Source organism: Streptomyces sp. NPDC005803 (genome assembly GCF_040630435.1).
Taxonomy (GTDB): Bacteria; Actinomycetota; Actinomycetes; order Streptomycetales; family Streptomycetaceae; genus Streptomyces.
The window spans coordinates 35,961-58,194 of the sequence record NZ_JBEXXO010000022.1; the positions used below are offsets into that span (position 1 = coordinate 35,961).

14 protein-coding genes are annotated in these 22,234 nt (G+C 72.0%); 9 read left to right on the forward strand and 5 right to left on the reverse strand.

What is annotated here, in order from left to right:
- Window positions 1-6 precede the first annotated feature (6 nt).
- Together ABZ454_RS27890 and ABZ454_RS27895 are read right to left on the reverse strand one after the other, a co-directional pair.
- On the reverse strand, window positions 7-2,055 hold the full coding sequence (locus ABZ454_RS27890; RefSeq protein ID WP_359541959.1) for a DUF4139 domain-containing protein: 2,049 nt from the start codon (window positions 2,053-2,055) through the stop codon (window positions 7-9).
- 67 nt (window positions 2,056-2,122) lie between these two features.
- The gene (locus ABZ454_RS27895) at window positions 2,123-2,539 is read right to left on the reverse strand and encodes a Fur family transcriptional regulator (RefSeq protein ID WP_356324926.1); all 417 of its coding nucleotides are present in this window, start codon (window positions 2,537-2,539) and stop codon (window positions 2,123-2,125) included.
- A 239-nt stretch (window positions 2,540-2,778) separates the two neighbouring features.
- Between ABZ454_RS27895 and katG the strand changes: the two genes are divergently transcribed.
- Window positions 2,779-5,010: a catalase/peroxidase HPI gene (katG, locus tag ABZ454_RS27900; protein ID WP_359541960.1), complete on the forward strand. Its 2,232-nt coding sequence runs from the start codon at window positions 2,779-2,781 to the stop codon at window positions 5,008-5,010.
- 50 nt (window positions 5,011-5,060) lie between these two features.
- Here katG and ABZ454_RS27905 read toward each other — a convergent pair whose 3' ends face one another.
- The 3 genes from ABZ454_RS27905 to ABZ454_RS27915 form a co-directional block, all read right to left on the reverse strand.
- Window positions 5,061-8,342, reverse strand: a complete 3,282-nt coding sequence (locus ABZ454_RS27905; RefSeq protein ID WP_359541962.1) for a GH92 family glycosyl hydrolase — start codon at window positions 8,340-8,342, stop codon at window positions 5,061-5,063.
- A gap of 317 nt (window positions 8,343-8,659) precedes the next feature.
- A complete protein-coding gene (locus ABZ454_RS27910; protein WP_359542109.1) occupies window positions 8,660-10,870 on the reverse strand; it encodes an ATP-binding domain-containing protein in 2,211 nt (736 codons plus the stop codon).
- 388 nt (window positions 10,871-11,258) lie between these two features.
- Window positions 11,259-11,927, reverse strand: coding sequence for a DUF4097 family beta strand repeat-containing protein (locus ABZ454_RS27915; RefSeq protein ID WP_359541964.1), 669 nt, complete (start codon window positions 11,925-11,927; stop codon window positions 11,259-11,261).
- A gap of 232 nt (window positions 11,928-12,159) precedes the next feature.
- Here ABZ454_RS27915 and ABZ454_RS27920 point away from each other — a divergent pair, with 232 nt between their 5' ends.
- From ABZ454_RS27920 to ABZ454_RS27955, 8 genes are all read left to right on the forward strand, one after another.
- A complete protein-coding gene (locus tag ABZ454_RS27920; protein ID WP_359541967.1) occupies window positions 12,160-12,918 on the forward strand; it encodes a helix-turn-helix domain-containing protein in 759 nt (252 codons plus the stop codon).
- A 262-nt stretch (window positions 12,919-13,180) separates the two neighbouring features.
- Window positions 13,181-13,750, forward strand: a complete 570-nt coding sequence (locus ABZ454_RS27925; RefSeq protein ID WP_359541970.1) for a PadR family transcriptional regulator — start codon at window positions 13,181-13,183, stop codon at window positions 13,748-13,750.
- The gene (locus ABZ454_RS27930) at window positions 13,737-14,519 is read left to right on the forward strand and encodes an SGNH/GDSL hydrolase family protein (RefSeq protein ID WP_359541973.1); all 783 of its coding nucleotides are present in this window, start codon (window positions 13,737-13,739) and stop codon (window positions 14,517-14,519) included. The genes ABZ454_RS27925 and ABZ454_RS27930 overlap by 14 nt, the downstream gene beginning before the upstream one ends.
- 320 nt (window positions 14,520-14,839) lie before the next feature.
- The gene (locus ABZ454_RS27935) at window positions 14,840-15,310 is read left to right on the forward strand and encodes a hypothetical protein (RefSeq protein ID WP_359541974.1); all 471 of its coding nucleotides are present in this window, start codon (window positions 14,840-14,842) and stop codon (window positions 15,308-15,310) included.
- Entirely contained in the window at window positions 15,280-16,698 is a 1,419-nt protein-coding gene (locus tag ABZ454_RS27940; RefSeq protein ID WP_359541976.1) for a hypothetical protein, read from the forward strand. The genes ABZ454_RS27935 and ABZ454_RS27940 overlap by 31 nt, the downstream gene beginning before the upstream one ends.
- Window positions 16,695-18,293 carry a VWA domain-containing protein gene (locus tag ABZ454_RS27945; protein WP_359541978.1) on the forward strand — a complete coding sequence of 533 codons (1,599 nt, stop codon included), beginning with the start codon at window positions 16,695-16,697 and terminating at the stop codon, window positions 18,291-18,293. The genes ABZ454_RS27940 and ABZ454_RS27945 overlap by 4 nt, the downstream gene beginning before the upstream one ends.
- Before the next feature lie 12 nt (window positions 18,294-18,305).
- Window positions 18,306-19,418 carry an AAA family ATPase gene (locus ABZ454_RS27950; protein ID WP_359541979.1) on the forward strand — a complete coding sequence of 371 codons (1,113 nt, stop codon included), beginning with the start codon at window positions 18,306-18,308 and terminating at the stop codon, window positions 19,416-19,418.
- On the forward strand, window positions 19,415-22,222 hold the full coding sequence (locus tag ABZ454_RS27955) for a hypothetical protein (protein ID WP_359541981.1): 2,808 nt from the start codon (window positions 19,415-19,417) through the stop codon (window positions 22,220-22,222). The genes ABZ454_RS27950 and ABZ454_RS27955 overlap by 4 nt, the downstream gene beginning before the upstream one ends.
- Window positions 22,223-22,234: the final 12 nt, after the last annotated feature.

A 22,234-nucleotide genomic window follows, 5' to 3' on the forward strand; every position in this document is an offset into this window, starting at 1 on the left:
GGGGTGTCAGCTCCTGCGGTTGCCGCCGGTCAGGGCCTTGCCGGCCGGGATGCGAATCTCGTAGCCGCCGTCGAGGGCGGCAGCGGCGCCTGCGGGCAGGTCCAGACGCCAGACCCGGGTGCCCGGCGCGTGCCGGTCGGGTCCCGCGCCTTCCTCGGGCGCCGTCCAGTCGGCCCGCTCCTCGATCCGCACGTCCGGCTCGAAGGTGACCGGGACGCGCTCGCGGACTTCCACGGTGACCGGTCGCGACAGCCGGTTGGCCAGCTCCACGTGGACGCGGTGGTCGAGCACGGTGGTGTTGTTGCGCAGACCCGAGGTCGACTCGTGCAGGCTGGTGCGGCGCGTCACCCTGACGCCCTCGGCCGGCCCGAGCCCCACCCGGCTGACGCCACCGGGCGCCAGCGTGGGCAGCGCGGTGGTCAGCAGGAACTCTCCGTCGACGGTGACCTCCACCGGGCCGGCCAACAGCGCCTGGTCGGTGGCGTTGGAGAGCACCAGCGTGGCGTACACGGTCTGCTCCACGGACGGCACACAGAGGTACTCGGTGCGGAGGCCGACCGGGATCTCACCGACGGTGACGGTGTGCCAGGTCCCGTCCGACGGGATGTCGGCGCGGGCGGCGGCGTCGAACCGGTGGTCGAAGGAGCCCGCCGACTCACGGGGACGCACCGCCTGCCCGGGCAACGGCAAGGCGGCCACCGCTTCGGCACGGCGCCGGTACTCGGCCGCCACCGGGTCGAAGGAGGCGCCGGGGAACAGCCGGCCTCGGCGACCGCCCTGCTCGTCCGGACCGCACAGCGCGAGGGCGGCGTAGTCGAGTTCGGCGCTGCTCGGCTGCGGCGGGCCCGGTACCGGCGGGGGCGGGGGCGGCGGAGCGGCCATGCCGGGAGCCGGCGGCGCCGCGGCGGCGGGGGCGCCCCCGAAGGAGCGGGTGCCGGTACGCGCCCGGGTGCGCGGCTGCGCCCCGGCCGGAGCCGCGGGGGCGGGCATCGCGCTGCCGTAGGCCGCCGGCGGAGCGCCGCCGGGCGGCGGCCCCGCGGCGAGTGGCGGGGGCGGAACGGGGCCGGACGCGTCGTACCCGGGCGCGGATCCGGCGGCAGCCGGTGCGGTGTCCGGCTCCGGGCGGGGGCCTGCCGCGTCGTACCCGGAGAACAGGTCGGCGAGTCCGGCCGGCGGTTCGCGCCAGCCGGAGGGCGCGGGGGACGGCTGACTGCGTCCGATGCGGACCGAGCGGAGCCTCGGCAGGTCCGTGCGGCGCCGGAGGTCGGCGGTGGCCAGCGCGATGCGCACGCCCGTCCAGTCCTCGCCGGTCCGCTGGGCGACCGAGGCACGCAGCACCATACGGCCGCTGCCGTCGCCCTGACGGTGGGTGAGGCGGTAGGCAGGCACCCAGACCGCGCCCGGCACCCCGTACTCCAGCTCCAGCCGCACCTCCGCACCGCCCGCGCCGGCGGTGCCGCCGAGGGTCAGGACCGCGCAGACCGTGGTGTCGACGTGCGCTGACGGTGCGTCGGTGGACTCGCGCTCCAGCCTGTCGGCGGCGACCATGAGGTCGTGCTCGGCTCGGCGCAGTGCCTCCTCCAGCTCGACCAGGCGGTGGTGCAGCCCCGTCAGCCGTTCGTCGACGAAGTCGGCGAGCTCCAGCCACGCGTCGACCGGGGTGCGGCGGTGCGGGTCATCGCGCTTGCGGGCCGGAGGGACCGGATGCAGGGCCCTGACCTCTTCGATCACGCCCAGCTGCCGGTCCCGTCGCTCCTGCGCCGCGGCGTACGCGTCGCTCAGCCGCTCGTACGCGCGCAGCGACGTGTCCGGCCCCTGCGCTGCGGGCAGTCCGGCCTCGACCTCGACCCGGGCCTCGGTGACCCGCGCTCCGGGGGCGTCGAGGACCCGGACCCGCAGCGAGCCCGGGTCCACGGAGCGGGGCAGTCCAGTCACCCGCACCCGGCCGTCGGCCGGCAGCCGGCCCCGGGCCAGGCGACGGCAGAGCGCGCCCTGCGCGTACACCACGACGGAGTCGAGGGTCGACCCCCACCTCTGTACCGAGTCAGCCGTCATGCGCTCCGCCCCCGCCGCGTTCATGGTGAGCGAAGCTTACGCCCGGGCCGTCCGCCCGTAGCGTCGGTCAGCCGGGACCGCAGTCCGGGCACAGGCCCCGGTAGGTCACCTCGGCCTCGGAGACGGTGAAGCCGAACCGTTCGGACTCCGGCAGCTCCGCCAGCAGGTCGCCCCGGGGGTGGACGTCCCGGATGGCGCCGCAGCCGGAGCACACCAGGTGCTGGTGGGGGTGGTGGGCGTTCGGGTCGTAGCGCTTGGCGCGACCGTCGGTGGCCACCTCGACCACCTCGCCGAGCGAGACGAGTTCGCCGAGGGTGTTGTACACGGTGGCGCGGGAGATCTCCGGGAGCCGGGAAGCGGCGCGGGCGAGCACCTCGTCCGCGGTGAAGTGGACATGCTCACCGGCGAGTACCTCGGCGACCACCCTGCGCTGAGCTGTCATCCGCCAGCCACGTGCGCGAAGCCGTTGCAGCAGGTCACTCATGCCCACCAGCCTAACTGTGCGTCGTCCGACGATCGGATGCGTACACGCCTGTCGTTCGTATTGACTTGGACTATGTCCATCGTAGGATCGGTTCCGGTCGACAGCCAAGGGACAGGACAGCACCGCGGAAAAGTACGTGACGTCAGAAGACGGGGCCGCTCGCCCCGGCATCCGGACCCGGCCTTTCCACCGTCCGTAGTTCCTCAGCACCGTGATCCGCCCCGTTCGGAAGGATTTCCATGACTGAGAACCACGATGCGATCGTCACCGACCCGAAGACGGAGGAGGTCGGCGGCTGCCCGCTCGCGCACGGTCGCGCGCCGCACCCGACCCAGGGCGGCGGGAACCGCCAGTGGTGGCCGGAGCGGCTCAACCTGAAGATCCTCGCCAAGAACCCCGCCGTGGCCAACCCGCTCGGTGAGGAGTTCGACTACGCGGAGGCCTTCAACAGCCTCGACCTCCCGGCGGTCAAGCGGGACATCGCCGAGGTGCTGACCACGTCCCAGGACTGGTGGCCCGCCGACTTCGGCAACTACGGCCCCTTCATGGTCCGGATGGCCTGGCACAGCGCCGGCACCTACCGCATCAGCGACGGACGCGGCGGCGCCGGAGCCGGTCAGCAGCGCTTCGCCCCGCTCAACAGCTGGCCGGACAACGCGAGCCTCGACAAGGCCCGCCGCCTGCTGTGGCCGGTCAAGAAGAAGTACGGCAAGAACCTCTCGTGGGCCGACCTCATCGTCCTCACCGGCAACGTGGCCCTGGAGACGATGGGCTTGAAGACCTTCGGCTTCGGCGGCGGCCGGGCGGATGTGTGGGAGCCCGACGAGGACGTCTACTGGGGCCCCGAGACCACCTGGCTCGGTGACGAGCGCTACACCGGGGACCGCGAGCTCGAAAGCCCTCTCGGCGCGGTGCAGATGGGCCTCATCTACGTCAACCCCGAGGGCCCCAACGGCACTCCGGACCCGATCGCCTCGGCCCGCGACATCCGTGAGACGTTCCGCCGGATGGCGATGAACGACGAGGAGACGGTCGCCCTGATCGCGGGCGGCCACACCTTCGGCAAGACCCACGGCGCGGGCCCCGCCGACAACGTCGGCCCCGACCCCGAGGCCGCCCCGATGGAGCAGCAGGGCCTCGGCTGGCGGAGCACGTACGGCACCGGCAAGGGCGCCGACACCATCACCAGTGGTCTGGAGGGCATCTGGACCGACACCCCGACCACGTGGGACAACAGCTTCTTCGACATCCTGTTCGGCTACGAGTGGGAGCTGTTCAAGAGCCCCGCGGGCGCCCACCAGTGGCGGCCGAAGGACGGCGCCGGCGCGGGTACGGTCCCCGACGCGCACGACCCGTCGAAGACCCACGCGCCGACGATGCTGACGACCGACCTCGCGCTCCGGCTCGACCCGGCCTACGAGGAGATCTCGCGGCGCTTCCACCAGAACCCGGACCAGTTCGCCGACGCCTTCGCCCGCGCCTGGTTCAAGCTGACCCACCGCGACATGGGCCCGGTCGTCCGCTACCTCGGCCCCGAGGTTCCCGCGGAGACCCTGGTGTGGCAGGACCCGCTGCCCGCCCGGACGCACGAGCTCGTCGACGCGCAGGACATCGCCTCCCTCAAGGCGCGGATCCTCGCCTCGGACCTGTCGGTGTCGGAGCTCGTCTCCACCGCGTGGGCGTCGGCCTCCTCCTTCCGCGGCAGCGACAAGCGCGGCGGCGCCAACGGCGCACGCATCCGCCTCGAACCGCAGAACGGCTGGGAGGTCAACGACCCGGACCGGCTGGCGACGGTGCTGCGCACCCTCCAGGGCATCCAGGAGTCCTTCAACTCCGCCCGGTCGGACGGCAAGCAGATCTCGCTCGCCGACCTCATCGTGCTCGCGGGCGCCGCGGCCGTCGAGAAGGCCGCCGGGGACGCCGGCTTCGCCACGGAGGTCCCCTTCACCCCGGGCCGCGTCGACGCCACCCAGGAACAGACCGACGTGGAGTCGTTCGTCGAGCTGGAGCCGTCATCCGACGGATTCCGCAACTACCTCGGCAAGGGCAACCGGCTGCCCGCCGAGTACCTGCTGCTCGACCGGGCGAACCTGCTGACCCTCAGCGCACCCGAGCTGACCGTCCTCGTCGGCGGTCTGCGCGTCCTGGGCGCCAACTACCAGCAGTCGTCGCTCGGGGTCCTCACCGAGACGCCCGGGCTCCTGACCAACGACTTCTTCGTCAACCTGCTCGACCTGGGTACGACGTGGAAGGCCACGTCCGACGACGCGAGCACGTTCGAGGGCCGCGACGCCGCCACGGGCGAGGTCCGGTGGACCGGCAGCCGGGCCGACCTCGTCTTCGGCTCGAACTCCGAGCTGCGCGCGGTCGCGGAGGTCTACGCGAGCGACGACGCGAAGGAGAAGTTCGTGCGGGACTTCGTGGCCGCGTGGGACAAGGTCATGAACCTGGACCGGTTCGACCTGGTCTGAGCACGACGTACGGGCCGGTCCGCGAGGGCCGGCCCGTACGCTCGGGTGGGTCAGGCGGTGGCCACCGCGAAGATGTGGATGATCCCGCCTTCCGTGGTGGACGGCAGGGTCACGCTCGCGAGTCGCTTGCCGGCCTGGAGCGCGATCGGGGCGGTGGCGAAGACCTCGGTGCCGACCGGATCCTTTCCGCCGCCCTGGACATCGCGGTACGCGGTGTGGACCGCGACCGTGTTGCCGAACGACGGCTTCTGCGAGCCGCCGCCCAGCGTCCAGTCGCTGAACCCGACCTCGGCCTGCTGCGCGGTGCCGTCGGTGTACGTCAGCGTGACCGTGCCGCTGGCCGCGCCCTCCGCCGCGCTTCCCAGCAGGCTGAGCCCGGTGTCACCCTGCGCCGAGGCGACGTTGAGCACCTGCGGGCGGGTTCCGCCCACCTCGATGTTGTCCGGTTCGCCCGCGGCCACGTCGGGCCAGCCGAAGTCGAAACCGGCGGCCGAGACCGTGGCACCCGGCGCCGCGCCCGCCGCGGTGAGCGCCTTGGCCGAGTAACTCCAGCCCTCACCGTCGAAGTTGGCCTGCGGATCGTCGTCGTCCGCGGAGACGCCCGTGCTGTTGCGGTTCCACAGCATGCTGTCGCGCTCGGCGACCGTCACCGCGGCCGACGTCCTCGGCAGGTCCTCGCCCGTCGACGACGTGAACGTCACCGGGACGGTGTAGTGGCCCTCGGCGGTGTCCGCCGCAGCCGACACGGCGAGTTCCGCGCTCGCCGAACCCCGGGCCGGGACCGTGAAGTCCCCCTCCGACGGCGTGACCGTGAGGCCGGCCGGCGGCTTCGCCGCCCAGTGCACGGTGACGGCCGTCGTCTCCAGGCTCTGTACCTTGACCACCGTCTCCGAGCCGCCCGAGCCGGGCTCGACCTTCAGCTGGTCCGGGGAGGCGCCCGTGAAGTACTTCAGCCCGCCACCGGGGAAGGACGGCGGGGCATCGGCCGGCGCGCTGCCCCAGGATGTGTCGGGCGTCGTGCCGAGCGTGAAGTCCAGCTTGCCGCCACGGGTGACGAGCGAGGCGGGCACCCACGGCTTCGTGGACGTCCGGCCGTCGACCTTCAGCCCGTGGATGTACGTGTGGTCCGCCGAGGCGGCGGGCGCGTCGACCGTGATGGTCCGGCCGTGCCCGGTGTGCACCACCGCGTGCGGGAACAGCGGGGCGGACAGGGTCATGTCGGCGCGGCTCGGGTTCTGCGGGTACATGCCCAGCGCCGAGAAGACGTACCAGGACGACATGGTCCCCGCGTCGTCATTGCCCGGGATGCCGCCCGGGGTGTCGGTCCACAGCTGGTCCATCTCGGCGCGGACGGTCTCCTGCGTCCTGTACGGAGCCCCCAGGTAGTCGTACAGATAAGGGGCGTTGATGTCCGGCTCGTTGGTCGGGTCGTAGCGGGTGGCGTCCTTCGCCGAGAAGTCGAAGGCGCCGTCCGGAGTACGGAAGAAGGCGTCGAGCCGCTCCATGGCGCGGTCGTTGCCGCCCATCGCGCCCGCCAGGCCGGCCACGTCCGAGTACACCATCCAGGTGTAGCGCGCGCTGGTCCCCTCGACGAAACCGCTGCCGGTGCCCGGCGTGAAGGTGCCCGCCCAGGTGCCGTCGGACTTCCGGTCGCGTATGTAGCCGCCCTGCGCGGTGGCGTTGGCGTCGAAGACGTTCGTCCAGTTCCCCGACCGGTCCAGGAACCTCTTCGCGTCGGCGGTCCTGCCGGTCTGCCGGGACAGTTCCGACAGACCGTAGTCGGCCGCGGCGTCCTCCAGTGTCTCGGCCGCCCCTCCCCAGCAGTGGCAGTTGTCCGCCGGTACGTACCCGAGCTCCAGGTACTTGTCGAGCGCGGGCCGCTGTCCCACGCACTCGACGTTGCAGCCCGCGCTGTCGGAGTCGTTCGCCGTCGGCACGGTCGCCGCCGTGACCAGCGACTTCAGCGCACCCGCGACATCGAAGTCATGGCCGCCGAAGGCGTAGATCCCGGCGAGGGCCGCGTCCGACGGGTCGCCCGACATGACGCTCGTCCTGCCGTTCTCCAGCAGCCACCGGTCCCACTCGCCGCCGCGCTGACTCGCGTAGTTGTAGAGGGACTGCGCGTAGTCGCTGCCTGCCCGGGGATTGAGCAAGGTCATCAGCTGTACCTGGGCGCGGTACTGGTCCCATCCGGAGAAGGTGCCGTACTGCGCCTTCTGCCCCTTGGCGAGGCGGTGGGGTTCGCGGTCGGCGCCGAGATAGCGGCCGTCCACGTCGCTGGTCAGCGTGGGCTCCAGCATGGAGTGGTAGAGCGCGGTGTAGAACGTGGTGCGCCGGGCGTCGGAACCGCCGCCCACCTCGATCGACTTCAGGGCCTTGTTCCAGGCGTCGGCGGCCTGCTTCCTGACGGAGTCGAAGCTCCGGCGGGGTCCGTTCTCGGCGCGGAGGTTGGCCTCGGCGTTCTGCGGGCTGACGTAGGAGATGGCGACCTTGGCCCGTGCCTCGGTGGTTCCGTCGGCGAAGGTGATGTAGGCCCCGGAGCCCTTGCCCTCCACGGCGTTGCCGGACGAGCTGTAGCCCGTACCACCGGAGGCCGACGTGGAACCGGGCTGGAGCGAGCCGTCCGTCCAGGTGCCGACCTTCGCGAAGTCCTTGTCGAAGTGAGCGGTGAAGTACAGCGTGTAGAGGTCCTTGCGGTTGTTCGCGCTCTGCGGGCCGCAGAAGTTACCCGCGGTGACGGACCCCGTGACGGTGCGGTCGGCCCTGTTGATCCGCACGGTCGCGCCGGTGCTGCCGGTCTCCGAGTTCGAGGTGCGGAAGAGCATGCTGGCGGGCTTGCCGGCCGGGAAGCCGAAACGCCCCGAACCGGTGCGGGCCGTCGTGGTGAGCGCCGCGGACGCGCCACTGGCCAGGCCGACCCGGTAGTAGCCGGGCGAGGCGGTCTCGTCGGCGTGCGAGAAGTCGCTCGCGTACTTCGCGTCGGTGGTGTCCGAGCTGGGGGAGGAGTCGACGTCGCCCACGTACGGCAGGATCGGGATGTCGCCGTTCGCGCCGGAACACCCGACGCCGTTGAGATGGGTGAGACTGAAGCCGCGGATCTTCTTCGCGTCGTACTGGTATCCGCCGGGCGCGGGCGTGGAGACCTGTCTGCCCCTTGAGTTCTGGGGGCTCCACGCCAGCATGCCGAACGGCTGTACGGCGCCCGGGTAGGTGTTGCCCGCGTTCGAGGTGCCGATCAGCGGGTCGACGTAGGCCACCGGGTTCCTGACGGTGTCCTCGGCGGATGCTGCCGACGCGGGAGCGGCCGTGGTCGCCATGCCCAGTACGGCCATGGCGGCGACCGTGACGGAACTGACGGCCCGGATCCCGGTGTGCGTTCGACGGTTGTGCGTCTGTGGCACCGTTCCTGCCCTTCGTGTGTGACGGACGGTCAACGCGGCGGGAGCGCGGGCGCCGTGACCGCTTCAGAACGGCGTCGCTCCGACAACGTTGTCAACGACGTGAGGATGCTCCTCCTGCCGCTCCGGCGTGTCAAGGATTCCCGGAACCCGTCCCTCCGGGCCGGCCGGGCGGTGGCATGTGAACCGCCCGGCGCGCGGACCCGGTTGCGGCGGCTAACGGCTGCCGGAGCGGCCCCGTTCCGCAGACGTCAGCGCAGCGACTCGGGGAGATCCTCCCGGTGGACGATCCCGAGCCGCTGCGTGGCCCGGGTCAGGGCCACGTACAGGTCGCTGGTCGCGAACAGGGCGGGCTCCACGACCAGCACGTGGTCGAACTCCAGCCCCTTCGCCTGCCGCGGGTCGAGCAGGACCACCGGGTGCGTCAGATCGGGTTCGGCGCCGGCCGTGACATCCGTCAGCGGGGCGGCGATCTCCTCGTGGAGCGCCCTCGGCGCGATCACCGCGAGGCGTCCCTCCTCGGGCGTCAGCTCCAGGACGGCCCGGGCCACCGCCCCGGCCAGGTCGTCCCCGGCATCCCGCAGCCACGGCGCCACACCGGTGGACCGTACCGAGGCGGGCGGCTCGAACGAAGGGTCATGGGCGCGCAGCACCCGGGCGGCCAGCTCCATGATCTCGGCGGGCGTGCGGTAGTTGACCTTGAGCCCGACGTGCTCGAAGCGGTCACCGACGTACGGCTCCAGGATCTTCTCCCACGAACCGACGCCCGCCTCCTCCGAGGTCTGCGCGGGGTCGCCGACCAGCGTCATGGACCGGGTCGGCGAGCGGCGCATCAGCAGCCGCCACGCCATCGGCGACAGTTCCTGCGCCTCGTCGACGATGATGTGCCCGAAGGCCCAGGTGCGGTCGGCGGCGGCGCGCTCGGCCGCGCTGCGGTGATCGGCCTCCTCCTGCCGCTCCGCCATCCGCTCCGCGTCGATGATGTCGTGGGCCGCCAGGACCTCGGACTCCTCGTCCTCGAACTCGAACGACTCCGAACCCCTCGACAGCTCCAGCACCCCGTGCGCGTAGGCGACGCGCTCCTGGCGCTCAGCCTCCGCGGCCGCCCGCTCGGCGCTGTCGTCGACCCCGAGGAGCTCCGCCGCCTCGTCGAGCAGCGGTACGTCGGCAGGGGTCCACCGCGCGTCGCCGGGCGCGCGCCGGATCGCTTCGGCGTCCTCGGCCGGTACGTACAGGGGGTCGGCCAGGTAGCCGGCGAGGAACCCCTCCGGGGTGAGCGGCGGCCACAGCTCGTCGACGGCGCTGTGCACGGCCTTGCTGACGGCGACGGCCTTGCCCAACTGGGCGATGTCGTCGGGGCCGAGGAAGTTGGGCCCGCCGTACGGGTCGGCTCCGATGCGCTCCGTGAGCTGCGCGGTGAGGGCGTCGATGACCCGGAAGGCGAAGTGCGGGCGGGCGAGGTTGTGCGGCAGCAGAGTGTCGCGGGCCGCCTGGCGGGCTTCGTAGGCGATCTCCCAGTCGAGGATCAGGTCGCCGTCGTCATGCGCGATGATCAGCGGCGCACCGGGCTCGGGCAGCGTCTGCCGGTCGCGCACGGCCATGGCGAGCGCCTCCGCCATCGGCTCACCGCCCTTGACGGCGGCGGCGCGGGGCGTGTCCGTGCCGTCGGCGTGGACTCCGGGGAAGAGCTCGGCCTGCGTGGCGAGCAGCACCCCGGTCTCACCCAGCGCGGGCAGGACCTCGCCGATATAACTCAGGAAGGCCGGGTTGGGGCCCACGATCAGGACGGCGCGCTTGGCGAGCAGCTCGCGGTGCTCGTACAGAAGGAACGCCGCCCGGTGCAGGGCCACCGCCGTCTTCCCGGTGCCCGGGCCGCCCTCGACGACGAGCACGCCGCGGTGCGGAGCGCGGATGATGCGGTCCTGCTCCGCCTGGATGGTCCGCACGATGTCGCCCATGCGGCCGGTGCGGGCGGAGTTCACCGCGGCGAGCAGGACGGTGTCGCCGCTGGGGTCCTCGAATCCCGTGCGCTGCCGGTCACCGACGTCGAGGATCTCGTCGTGCAACTCCGTGACGGTGCGGCCCTCGGTGGTGATGTGCCTGCGCCGGCGCAAACCCATGGTGGTGTGACCGGTGGCGAGATAGAAGGGGCGGGCGACCGGTGCACGCCAGTCGATCAGCAGAGGCGTGTGCGCGGTGTCGTCCTCGCGGATTCCGATGCGGCCGATATGGTGCGCGGCGCCGTCGGCGAGATCGATGCGGCCGAAACAGAGAGAGCCGTCCACGGCGTTCAGGGCGGCGAGCAGACCCGAGCGTTCGGCGACCCGCACATCGCGTTCGAGACGGGCCTGCAGCCCGGTCCCCACCGGTGTGAGCGCGTCCTCGACCTGCTCAGCGGCGGCATCGCGCAGCGCGTCGACACGGTCGTAGAGCCGGTCGATGAATTCCTGCTCCTTCTGCAATTCGGCGCTTTCCCGAGTTGACAACATTGCTCCCTGCCGGATATGGTGTTTCTTAGTGGCCCCCCTATGTGGGGCCTTTTCTGTGGGTACACAGAAACACTCAATATACTCGGGAAAATCCCCGGTCCGCAATTGCGGACCGGGGATTTCTTGTTGTTGCCGGTCGTGGGGCCGGAAGGCTGGGAGGCCGGCGCCGGCCCGGCCCGTGAGGCGGGGTGGGGAACGCCGGTGGGGCGGCGCACGCCGGTGTGGTGTCGGTGTGTGCCGCCCCGGGGCGGGTGGTGGTGGGTGCGGTGGCCTTGGGGGCCGGCATGGTGCTTGTTCGGTTAGGCGGGGTCGTTGTTGAACTTGGCGGTGGCCCAGAGGTGCTCCGTCGGAGGGCGGGGGGTCAGTTGCTGCGGGCGGTGATGTCGCCGTGTGCGGTGGTGGCGCGGATGTTCAGCTCGGCGGTGCCTTCGGTGTTCTTGAGCGCGTTGTGGATCCGGCCGTAGGAGGTGCCGGCGTCCAGGGAGGCGGACACCCCGCGCGCGGCGCCGACGACGATCTCGCCGGAGGCGGTGCGCAGTTCGACCGTGCCGCCGAGGGCTTCGGCGATGTGGATGTCGCCCTTCTGCGTGCTGATCTGTGCCGGGCCGCCCAGGCGGCCGACCGTGACGTCTCCGTCCTGGAGGGTGAGCCGGGCGCTCGCGGCCTCGTCGAGCTTGACCGTGCCCTGCGCGCCCTCGAAGGTGACGTCGCCGAGCCGTCCGACGCCCCGGACATCGGCGGCGGCCGCCTTCGCCTCGACGCGGGAGCCGGCCGGCAGCTGAACGGTCACCTCGACGGATCCGGAGGTGCCGATGACCCGGTTCTTCGTCGCCGCGGCCTCGATCCGCAGCACTCCGTGGGCGTACTCGACGGTGACCTGCTCCGCCGCCTTCGCGTCCCGGCTCTTCGACGGGTCGGCGGGAAGGACCTCGACCGTGGTGTCGGCCCGGTCGGCGGCGATGAAGCGGAAGCGCCCCGCGGGGATGTCCAGCACGGTGGAGACCGAGGCGGGGGTGGCGAACTTCTGCATGGTGTGCTCCTTGAACTCGTTGTTTCCGATGAAGGAAACGCTACGTTGCGTTCACGGATCGCACAATGAACTTGTTGCGTATGAATGCCGAAATCGCAGGCCAGAGCAGGGATTTCGTTGCAATGGTCTCCCGTCTAACGCAACGAAGGTGATTGCTTTCGTTGCAATGGAATGAGCGCGAACGCTATGCTGGCGGTGTCGGGGACCTCGAACGGCCATGAAGGGGACAGCGATGCCGGGAGGCAGGCTCACTCAGCAGGAACGTCAGCAGATCGGGCTCGGTCTGGCCGACGGTCTGCCCTACGCGGAGATCGCCCGGCGTCTGGACCGGCCGACCTCGACCGTCACGCGCGAGGTGATGCGCAACGGCGGCCCCACCGCCTACCGCGCCGACCTGGCCCACCGGGCCACCGAACGCCGCGCTCACCAGCGCAGGCAGGCCGTCCCCGAGGGGTCGCGGACGCCCCCGCTGCCCCACGGCCGCGACGCCGAGGCCGTGCGGGAGTACGAGGAGGTGTTCGCCACCGTCCTCATGCAGTCGGGCCTGTCCAACAAGATGATGTCCCGGGTGCTCGTCTGCCTCTACACCACCGACGAGGGCAGCCTCACCGCGGCGGAGCTCGTCCAGCGCCTCCAGGTGTCTCCCGCGTCGATCTCCAAGGCGATCACGTTCCTCGAAAGCCAGGGTCTGGTCCGCCGGGAGCGCGACGAACGCCGTCGCGAGCGCTACATCGTCGACGACGACGTCTGGTACCAGTCGATGATGGCCAGCGCCCGGGCGACGGCCCAACTCGTCGAGACCGCACGGCAGGGGGTCGGCGTCCTCGGCCCCGACACCCCGGCCGCCGTCCGCCTCGAGAACATCGCCCGCTTCCTCGACTTCGTCAACGAGGGCATAACCCGCTCCGCGGAGCAGGCCCGCGAAGTCCTCTACGCGAAGACCGGGCCCACCCCGGGTGGCGCGGGCGAGCCGGAACCCGGCGGCGCGTAGGCGTCCGCCCCGGCCTCCCGTCCGGTGGTGCGCGTCCTCCTCGGCCCGTCGTGTCCGCCGGGCACCCCGGTGCGGCGGCCTTCCGAGGTGAGGGGGCGTCAGGAGGTGTGGCCGGGCGCGGGCGCGACGCTCTCGCCACCCCCTGCGGGCCGGCTTCACCGCAGCACGTACTCAAAGAGTTGAGTAGTCATATCTTTGAGTACGATGCACCGGTGCCGGTGCCACCGGGCTGACCGGTGAGGAGAGGGAAGGGGCTGCATCGATGGCCTTGCGACATGCCGTGCTGGCGGCGCTGCTGGACGGCGAGTACAGCGGGTACCAACTGGCGAAGGCGTTCGACGTCGGCGTCGCGAACTTCTGGCACGCCCTGCCGCAGCAGCTGTACACCGAGCTGGCCAGGCTGGAGAAGGAAGGGCTGGTCACGGGCCGGGAAGTGGTGCAGGAGACTCGTCCCAACAAACGTGTCTTCCAGGTCACCGACGCCGGCCGCGACGAACTGGAGAAGTTCGCGGCGGCCGCGTCCAAACCGTCGTTCATCCGCGACGATCTGCTCGTCAAGGTCCAGTCCGCCGACCGCATCGGCACCGCGCAGGTGATCGAACAGCTCGATGAACGAGTGTCCGCGGCGGACGCGAAGATCGAGCTTCTCGACGGTCTGCTCGAGCAGATGCGCGGGGACGCGGACGAGGAGGAGTTCCTCCGCCACGGTGAACGGATCGGGCCGTACCTGACCTGCTTGCGCGGCGTGGCCTTCGAGCGGGGCCACCGGGACTGGTGCCTGCGGATCGCGGCAGTGCTGCGCGAAAGGCAGACGACGCATGCCGAGCGGTGAGTACGCGCGTTACGTCGCGCTGGGCGACAGCCAGACCGAAGGGATCGGCGACGGGGACGACAGCGTCGGGCTACGGGGCTGGGCCGACCGGCTCGCCGAGCAGCTCACGGCCGTCAACCCCGGTCTCCAGTACGCCAATCTGGCCGTGCGTGGACGGGTCGCCGGTCAGGTGCGCGCCGGGCAACTGGGGCCGGCTCTGGCCTTGCGCCCCGACCTGGCCACGGTCGTCGCCGGGGTCAACGACCTGCTCCGGCCGCGGTGCGACGTCGCGGCGGTGGCCGGGCAGCTGGAGGAGATGTTCGCCGCCCTCACCGCGGCCGGGGCCCAGGTGGCGACCCTGACCATCCCCGACGTGGGGAAGATCGCGCCCCTCGCCCGGCCGGTCAGGTCCCGGGTGTCGGAGCTCAACACCCACATCCGGGCCGCGGCCGCCCGCCATGGGGTGGCCGTCGCCGAAATCGCCCGGCACCCCGTCGCGACGGACCCACGCCTGTGGAGCGTCGACCGCCTGCACGCCAGCCCGCTCGGTCACGCGCGGATCGCCGCAGCCGTCGCCCAGGCCATCGAACTGCCCCGCAGCGACGACGCCTGGACGTTGCCCCTGCCACCACAAGAACTCCTCACCGGCCGGCAGTCGGCAGCGGCCGAACTGCGCTGGGCGGCCGCCTTCCTCGGCCCCTGGCTCGGCCGCCGTCTGCGTGGCCGGTCGTCCGGAGACGGACGCACCGCCAAACGCCCGCACCTTCTGCCCCTGAACGCCGGCACCTGACGCTCCGGGGGCGGAGCCACCGGTGAGCCACCGGCCCCGGGGGCCGTCCGCGCCCGGGCCGGTGGCTCACCGGGACGCGCGTCAGGAGCCCGTCAGCCGGCGGCGGCAGGTCCCGTGGCGTCCGGGGCGTCGAGCAGGCACGGTGCGGTGCGCCGGCGCCACGGCGGTGGCCCGCGCGTCCTTCCCCGAGTACGTGCACGACCGGCGTTGTCAGTGGTCGCACGTAGGTTGAGTGGTGTTCCGCCGTTGTGGCGCGGACGCCCCCTCGGTGCATAGGAGATGGTGCGTTGTCGGACTGGGCGAGGTCGAGCACGGCACGGGTGACAGCACCCGCGCGGCCACGCAAACTGGCCAAGGTCCCCTTCGTCGAGCTGGCCGGCGGGCGTCTGCAGGGCGTGGTGTCGAGCGGTTCGGACATCGGGCGGGTGTACGTCTCGTCGGTCGCGGCCGGCACGTACGCGTTCGCCTGCAGCACCAACAACAACAGGCCCTGCGGCGGCGCGCGAGGTGCGTTCTGCAATCACATCCGGGCCCTGATCAACGAGGCGGTGCTGCAGTACGGCGCCGAGCGCGTGGCCCGCTACCTGAAGGTGGAGACCGCGGGCGGGGAGCCGAGCGCGCCGGCCGTCGAGGCCGGCATGAGCGGTACCCGCCCCTCGCCGGCCGGCACCAAGGACGCCGCCCCCGTCTTCAGCCGGTTCCTGCGCCACCTGGCGTATCTGGAACTCGTGCCGAGCGCGGCCCCGTTGCCCGAGATGCAGTGGTTCCCGCCGACCAGGACGGCGGCGTGATGCGCACCGATCTTCTCCTCGAAACCGTTCCGGGGCTGGACGAGGCCCTGGCCGCCGTCGACTCCTTCGACCGGGCCCTCGTCGACGGACTGCTGCGGCCACGTCCGGACCGGGCCGCGGATTTGGCGGGGTTCGCCCACGCCGTCGCGGGCACACCACTGGCCGCGAGGGTCGCCGAGGCGGCCGGCCGGACCGCCGAGGGGTCAGCGGGCGAGGACGACTTCGTCGCCCTCGCCGCCGCCCGCACCGCGCTGCTCGGTTCGGTCCACGACGCGCTGATGAGCCGTGTCGGGGAAGCGACCGGCAGACCGTGCGGCGTGGCCGACGCACCCCTGCCCGAGAGCCGGCCCACGGTGAACCTGCACACGGCCGCCCGCTCCTGGCTCGCCGACCTGGCGCGCGCCGGCTGGCAGGGAATGGACCACGACCTGGTCGCGGGCGCGGCGCCCGTCGTCTCCGCGATGCTCCCTGAACCCTCTCTGCGCCGCCTCGCGACCCTGCTCGACGGCTTCGCCGCCGAACTCGCGGCGTCCTGTCCGGGCGCCGCGCTGGAGCGCGTGCCGGCACGCCGCTGGGCCGACCTGTGGTCCCGGGCGATGCTGCTGACGCTCCCCGGCGCCGCCGCGACGCACGCGACGGACACGGCCACCGGCCGGCTCCTGCCCCTCGGCGTCGACCTGCACGAACACGCCACCGCCGTACAGGCCCAGGTGCACGCGGTGTTCGAACCCGCCGACGGTTCGGCGCCCCGTCTGGTGCGGGCCGGCATAGCGGCTCCGAAACCCGACACGGTGGTCGGAGCCGGGATCTGGCAGCTGCTCCGTCCGCACATGTCCCTGCTGGCAGCCGTCGGCGAAGGGCGCTCGATGGAGCTCACCGCCATGCCGGTCACCGGTGAGGGCGACTTGATCTGGAGCGACGCTCACGCACGGACGGGCGGGGCCGCCGACGCGTTCGTCACCGCCCGGGTCGCCCTGCCCGTCGCCACCGACGCGGTCACGGCACCGCTGGACCGCCATCCGGCGCGCATCGCGGTGCCCGTGTTCCTGGAGGGATACGCGGTGCGACAGGACGACGACGCGCTGACCTTCACCGTGGCCGGCCACCCGCTGGCGGTCGACACGGACCGCATCCCGGCCGCCGGGCCGCTCACACCGGAAGCCGTCGCCGGATCCGGTGCGTGCATCGCCCTGCTGCGCTGGGACGCCGGCAGCTACCGCCTTCAGCCGCTGGCCGTCGAGACGACCGTACGGAAGAAGGCCGTCGCCCTGCACGCCGGCGGCTGGGCAGGCGGCACCACCGACAAGGCCGGCGTCAGGGCGGAGAAGGCCGCCACCGACGCGGTGGCCGTGCTGAGAGAGCGTGCGGGAAGGCTGCTGCGGAAATGACGGACTACCCGACCGACCTGCCGGCCCCGGCCCTGACCGGCCTGCCGGCCTCGCCCCCGCCCGGCCTGCCGGCCCGGCCCTCGCCCGCACTGTCCGAGCCTGGTACGGCCGTGAGGGAGCCGTCCGCGCCGGACGCGGCCGTGAGCGGACCGCCGGCGGCGGATCCGGCCACGTCGGCCCGCACGCCCGAGGCCGATCCGCACGAGAACCGCCGCCAGGTCCTGTACTGGCGCCTGCTCGCCCGGCTCTTCGACCCCGAGGAGCAGCCCGCGCTGGAGTCGGCGAGCCTCGCCGTCGTCGAGGACCTCCAGTTGCCGTCCGCGTTGCTGGACCCGCAGTCCTCGGTCGACTCGATCGTGCAGCGCCACCCCGCTCTGGCCGACGAGTTCGACGGCCTGATGGCCCCCGGCCCCGAGGAGGACGGCCCACGGGACCGGGCCGCCGAGGTGCGGCGGGCGGCACTGGTGACGAAGGTGCTCCTCAACGTCTTCGCCTCCGGCTCCGGCACGGTCACCGCCGGACAGCTGGCGCGCTGGCAGTCCGACGCGGGATGGCTGGAGCGGGCGCTCGGCTGCGCGCCCGGCGACCTGCGCGGCGGCCGTACCGGAAAGGGCGTGCTTGGCCAGGGCGTCGCCGGTCGAGGCGCCTTCGGCCAGGGCGCTTCCGGACCCGGCGCACACCCCGACCTCTCCCGTCTGATTCCGGCGATCGGACCGGAGCTCGGCGCCCTCGAAGCCGACCTCGTCCGGCGGATGCACCTGCGGGAGGTGCTGGCCGACCCCGTCCTCGCGGCGCAGCTCACCCCCAGCATGTCGCTCATCGAGCAGCTCCTGCGGGACAAGGGCAACCTCTCCGGAGTCGCCCTGGCCAACGCCAAGGCGCTGATCCGCCGCTTCGTCGACGACGTCGCCGACGTACTGCGCACCCAGGTACGGAAGTCCACGGTGGGCGCCGTGGACCGCTCCGTCCCGCCCAAGCGGGTGTTCCGCAATCTCGACCTCGACCGCACGATCTGGAAGAACCTCACCAACTGGAGCCCGGAGGAGGAGCGGTTGTACGTCGACCGCCTCTACTACCGCCACACCGCACGAAAGACGACACCCCAGCGGCTGATCGTCGTCGTGGACCAGTCCGGCTCGATGGTCGACTCGATGGTGAACTGCACCATCCTGGCGTCGGTCTTCGCCGGACTGCCGAAGGTGGACGTCCACCTGATCGCGTACGACACCCAGGCGCTCGACCTCACCCCCTGGGTGCACGACCCCTTCGAGACCCTCCTGCGCACCAAGCTCGGCGGGGGCAACGACGGTCCCGTCGCGATGGCGATGGCCCGTCCGAAGATCACCGACCCGCAGGACACCGTGATGGTGTGGATCTCGGACTTCTACGAGTTCGACCGCTCCCAGCCGCTCTTCGAGGGCATCGAGGCCGTCCACCGCTCCGGGGTGAAGTTCATCCCCGTCGGTTCGGTCACCAGCTCCGGCCGCCAGGAGGTCAACCCCTGGTTCCGCGAACGCTTCAAGGCCCTCGGCACGCCGGTGCTCTCCGGCCACATCAGCAAGCTCGTCCACGAGCTCAAGACGTTCCTCGCCTAGAAAGAGCCCTCCATGTCCGACCTGTTGCGCGCCCCCGCCGAGATCAAGTACGCCGAGGAACTGGCGTGGCTCGAGTCCGTCGACGACCACCCCAAGCCGTTCTCCTGGCGGCTCTCCCCGAAGATGGTCCGCCTGTTCATCCTGGGCTCCGAGCGGGCCGACGGCCTCGACCGGGAGATCACGCAGAAGTGGTACGGCGACCGCAGTTTCGTCGAGCGCTCCATCGTCACCCTGGCCTCCGACCGCGGTCTCCTGCTCATCGGTGACCCCGGTACCGGCAAGAGCTGGCTGGCCGAGCTGCTGTCGGCCGCGATCTGCCGCAACTCCACGCTGGTCGTGCAGGGCACGGCAGGGACCACCGAGGACCACATCAAGTACTCCTGGAACGTCTCCATGGTCATCGCCAAGGGACAGTCACGGGAGTCCATGATCCCCTCGCCGATCATGACGGCGATGGAGACCGGCGCGATCGGCCGCTTCGAGGAGCTGACCCGCTCCACCAGCGACGTCCAGGACGCGCTGATCTCGATCCTGTCCGAGAAGTACATCTCGGTGCCCGAACTGGACAGCGACAACATCGTCTTCGCCAAGCCCGGTTTCTCGGTCATCGCCACGGCCAACAGCCGCGACCGGGGGGTCAACGACCTGTCCTCGGCGCTCAAGCGGCGCTTCAACTTCGTGCGCATCCCGGTGGTGACGAACAAGAAGAGCGAGGCGGAGATCGTCCGCTTCCGCACCGAGGAACTGCTGCGCCGGCACAGCATCGAGCTGGACGTGCCGCCGACCCTCCTCGACGTGCTGCTGCAGAGCTTCGCCGACCTGCGCGCCTCCGCGGCCGCGGCCGGCAGCGACGACGAGAAACTGGAGTCCGCCCTGTCCACCGCCGAGCAGATCGGCGTGCTGGAGGACGCGATCCTGCACGGCAACTTCTTCGGCGAACGCGACCTGACCGCCCGGACCCTGGCCTCCTCGCTCGTCGGTTCGCTCGCCCGGCGCGATCCCGAGGACCTGGCCATCCTCAACAAGTACCTGCACGGCGTCGTCGAGCCCCGCAGCAAGGAAGAGGGCGGTTCCTGGCCTGAGTTCCTGGAGGGCGGCCGCGAGACGATCGCCACCCTGTCATGACCCCCGTGCACGAGCGGAGCTTCGCGGAGCTGCGCACGCAGTTGCAGGAGGCCGCCGCGGCCTTCGCCGACGGACCCGACGCCCTCGAGAGCATCCTCCTCGGCATCGTCGACGACGTGGACCGTGCCGTGCGTGAGCCCCTGGAGATCTTTCCCGTCTGTCACCACTCGCCCGCCTCGGCGATCGCGATGGCGCGCCGGCTGCGGGAGAAGCAGCCGAAGGTGGTCTATCTGGAGCTGTGCGAGGACATGGCCCCGCTGCTGGCCGAGCTGCGCAACTGCAAACTCCCCGTGGCGGTGCAGGCGTTCGCGACCGAGACCGACGGCTTCCCGGCCGACTGGGCCCCGCTGTCGGTGGTCGCCCCGGTCACCGAGGCCTCGGCCGAGTACCAGGCGATCGCCTACGCACTCGACACACCGGGCGTCGAACTCGTCCTCGTCGACCGCTCCTCGGACCACGTCTACCAGTGGGACGCCCGAGCGGCACACCCGGACGACGAGGCGGTGTCACCGGGCCCCGACGCACCGGCCGCCGAGGAGGAGGCCGCGTTGCACGGCGACGCGGTCGGTGTCGGGATCGGCGACCTGCGGCCCCGCTTCGCCGAACTGGAGGAGCACCTGCTGCGACACGGCAAGGTGCGGCACTGGTCGGAGTGGTGGCACCAGTACGTGGAACTGCCGCTCGGCGACGGTGACCACGACACCTACCGCCAGGTCATGCTCCTGATCGGCAGCCTCTTCCGGCACCTCGCCCCGGGCGACCCGCACCGGGTACGCGTGGACGAGGACCGCGAACGTCACATGTGGACGCGCATGCGCGCACACCTGGCGGCGACCGGGACCGACCCCGCCGACTGTCTCTACGTCTGCGGCGCCTTCCACGCGGCCAGCCGGGTCCCGGAGTTCGGCGTCCACGGCAGCGACACCTTCGAGATCGCCCCGCGCACCGCCACGAAGTGGCAGCACGGCCTGATCCCCTCCAGCCACGCGGCGATCGAGGCGCAGTTCGGCCTGGCCGCGGGCTCGGTGTCCATCGCCGCGACACTCTGGGCGAAGAACGTCCGGCGCACCCGCGCGGAGCCGTTCCGCCTGGCCGGCCAGGCGGGCGGGAAGAAACCCCGGTCGAGGAAGGCCGTCGCCGCGCCGATGACGGGACCGGTGGCCGAACCCGCCGACAAGTTGTCCGGATTCCTCCGGCGGCCGCCCGTCCTGGACCGGCTGGACGAGGCCGAACTGCTCGGCTGGTGCGTGGAGATCGTGCGCGCCGCCCGCCGCAACGGCTATCTCGCCTCCACCGCCGACGCGATCGCGGTGTTCGAGACGTCGATCCTGCTGGCCGGCATGCGCGACCGGGCGCGGCCCACGCCGTACGACTTCCAGGACGCGGCCGTCACCTGCATCGAGAAGGACACCGTGCCCGGCCGGCGCGACGTGCGCCGACTGGTGGAGATCATGATGGGCGGCGACCGGGTCGGCCAGGTCGGCTACGAGGCCCTGCCGCCGCTGGCCCGCGACGTGCACGACCGGCTCGCGGCCCTGGGGCTGCGGCTCGAGCAGCGCGGTGTGCAGCGGGCGCTCCTCGACCTCGCCTCACGACCGGAACTGGAGCGGTGCTCCGACGTCCTGTGGATGCTGCGCCGGCTGATGCCACCGGGCGCCGCGCGGCCGATCATCGGCGAGCGGATCCTGGGGGAGCGGTCGATCCAGGAGTCGTGGGACCTGGCACTGGGCACCCATCAGCGAGCCCTCATCGAGCTCGGCTACGAGGGCGTCAGCATCGAACAGGTCCTGGAACAGCGGCTGCGCCGCACGGCGTACGCCCCGCAGGCCACCGCGGCGGACGTCCTGGAAGCCGTCGAGGACGCGACGCTGTACCTGCGCAGCAGCCGCCTGGCCGACGAGCTCGGCACCCGCGCGCTGGAGGTGCTGGCGGCCGAACGCAGCGTCGACGGGGCGCCGGAGGTGCTGCGCCGGGTGCGGCGGCTGCTGGCGTACTACCGCACCGCCGAGCCGGTCCTGCCGCCGTGGATCGAGTCCTTCGTCAAGACCGGGTACGCGCACTACTGCACCCTGCTGCCGACGTCGTTCACCGACGACGACGCCACCGTCCGCCAGGTGGCGGCGATGCTCGGCTTCCTGTTCAGCATGGAGAGCCTGGCCCTGTCGCTGGGCTGCGACCGGGCCCAGCTCCAGCTGGCCCTGGCCCAGTCGCATCCCCGCGAGCCGGCGAGGACCGCGCTGCTGTGGGCGGCGCAGGTGCAGCTCGGCAGCCTCTCCCGCGCCGAGCTGCGGTCGAGGTGCGACGAACTGCTGGGCAACCCCCTGGTGGTGCCCGCCTATCCGCGCTACCTCAGCGGCCTGGTCCACGCCCTGGAACCCGTCCCCGGCCTCACGGACTTCGTCGTGGAGGCGGTGTCACAGGCGTTCGGCCGGCTGCCCGACCCGGTGCTCCTGCCCTGGTTGCCGACCCTCGTCTCGACCTTGCGTGCGGGCGGCGCCGACCTGGCCCCGCTGCTCATCCGTGAGGCCGGACGCACCTTCCCCGGCCGTCTCACGGCGCTCGACACGTGGATACCGCCGTGGCGGGCGCGGCCGGAGGCGCGGGGCGTGCCGGCGGCCGGTCATCCGGCCGCCGGCCGGGGCCGCACACTGCTCGCCGCGCATCCGGAGACCTGCGACGCGGTGGCGGGCCTGCTGGGCTGCGAGGGGACGTGGGAGAGCCCCGGATCCGGCCGGGCGGGCGTGGCCCTGGCAACCCGTCACCCGGACACCGCGCTGGCCGTGGAAGCGCTGCTCGCCGGCTGAGCACCGGGGACG

What these genes read in the sequence shown, in the direction of transcription:
- ABZ454_RS27890 (WP_359541959.1), bottom strand. Translation starts at nt 2,055, where the DNA reads ATGACGGCTGACTCGGTACAGAGGTGGGGGTCGACCCTCGACTCCGTC.
- ABZ454_RS27895 (WP_356324926.1), bottom strand. Translation starts at nt 2,539, where the DNA reads ATGAGTGACCTGCTGCAACGGCTTCGCGCACGTGGCTGGCGGATGACA.
- katG (WP_359541960.1), top strand. Translation starts at nt 2,779, where the DNA reads ATGACTGAGAACCACGATGCGATCGTCACCGACCCGAAGACGGAGGAG.
- ABZ454_RS27905 (WP_359541962.1), bottom strand. Translation starts at nt 8,342, where the DNA reads ATGGCCGTACTGGGCATGGCGACCACGGCCGCTCCCGCGTCGGCAGCA.
- ABZ454_RS27915 (WP_359541964.1), bottom strand. Translation starts at nt 11,927, where the DNA reads ATGCAGAAGTTCGCCACCCCCGCCTCGGTCTCCACCGTGCTGGACATC.
- ABZ454_RS27920 (WP_359541967.1), top strand. Translation starts at nt 12,160, where the DNA reads ATGCCGGGAGGCAGGCTCACTCAGCAGGAACGTCAGCAGATCGGGCTC.
- ABZ454_RS27925 (WP_359541970.1), top strand. Translation starts at nt 13,181, where the DNA reads ATGGCCTTGCGACATGCCGTGCTGGCGGCGCTGCTGGACGGCGAGTAC.
- ABZ454_RS27930 (WP_359541973.1), top strand. Translation starts at nt 13,737, where the DNA reads ATGCCGAGCGGTGAGTACGCGCGTTACGTCGCGCTGGGCGACAGCCAG.
- ABZ454_RS27945 (WP_359541978.1), top strand. Translation starts at nt 16,695, where the DNA reads ATGACGGACTACCCGACCGACCTGCCGGCCCCGGCCCTGACCGGCCTG.
- ABZ454_RS27950 (WP_359541979.1), top strand. Translation starts at nt 18,306, where the DNA reads ATGTCCGACCTGTTGCGCGCCCCCGCCGAGATCAAGTACGCCGAGGAA.
- ABZ454_RS27955 (WP_359541981.1), top strand. Translation starts at nt 19,415, where the DNA reads ATGACCCCCGTGCACGAGCGGAGCTTCGCGGAGCTGCGCACGCAGTTG.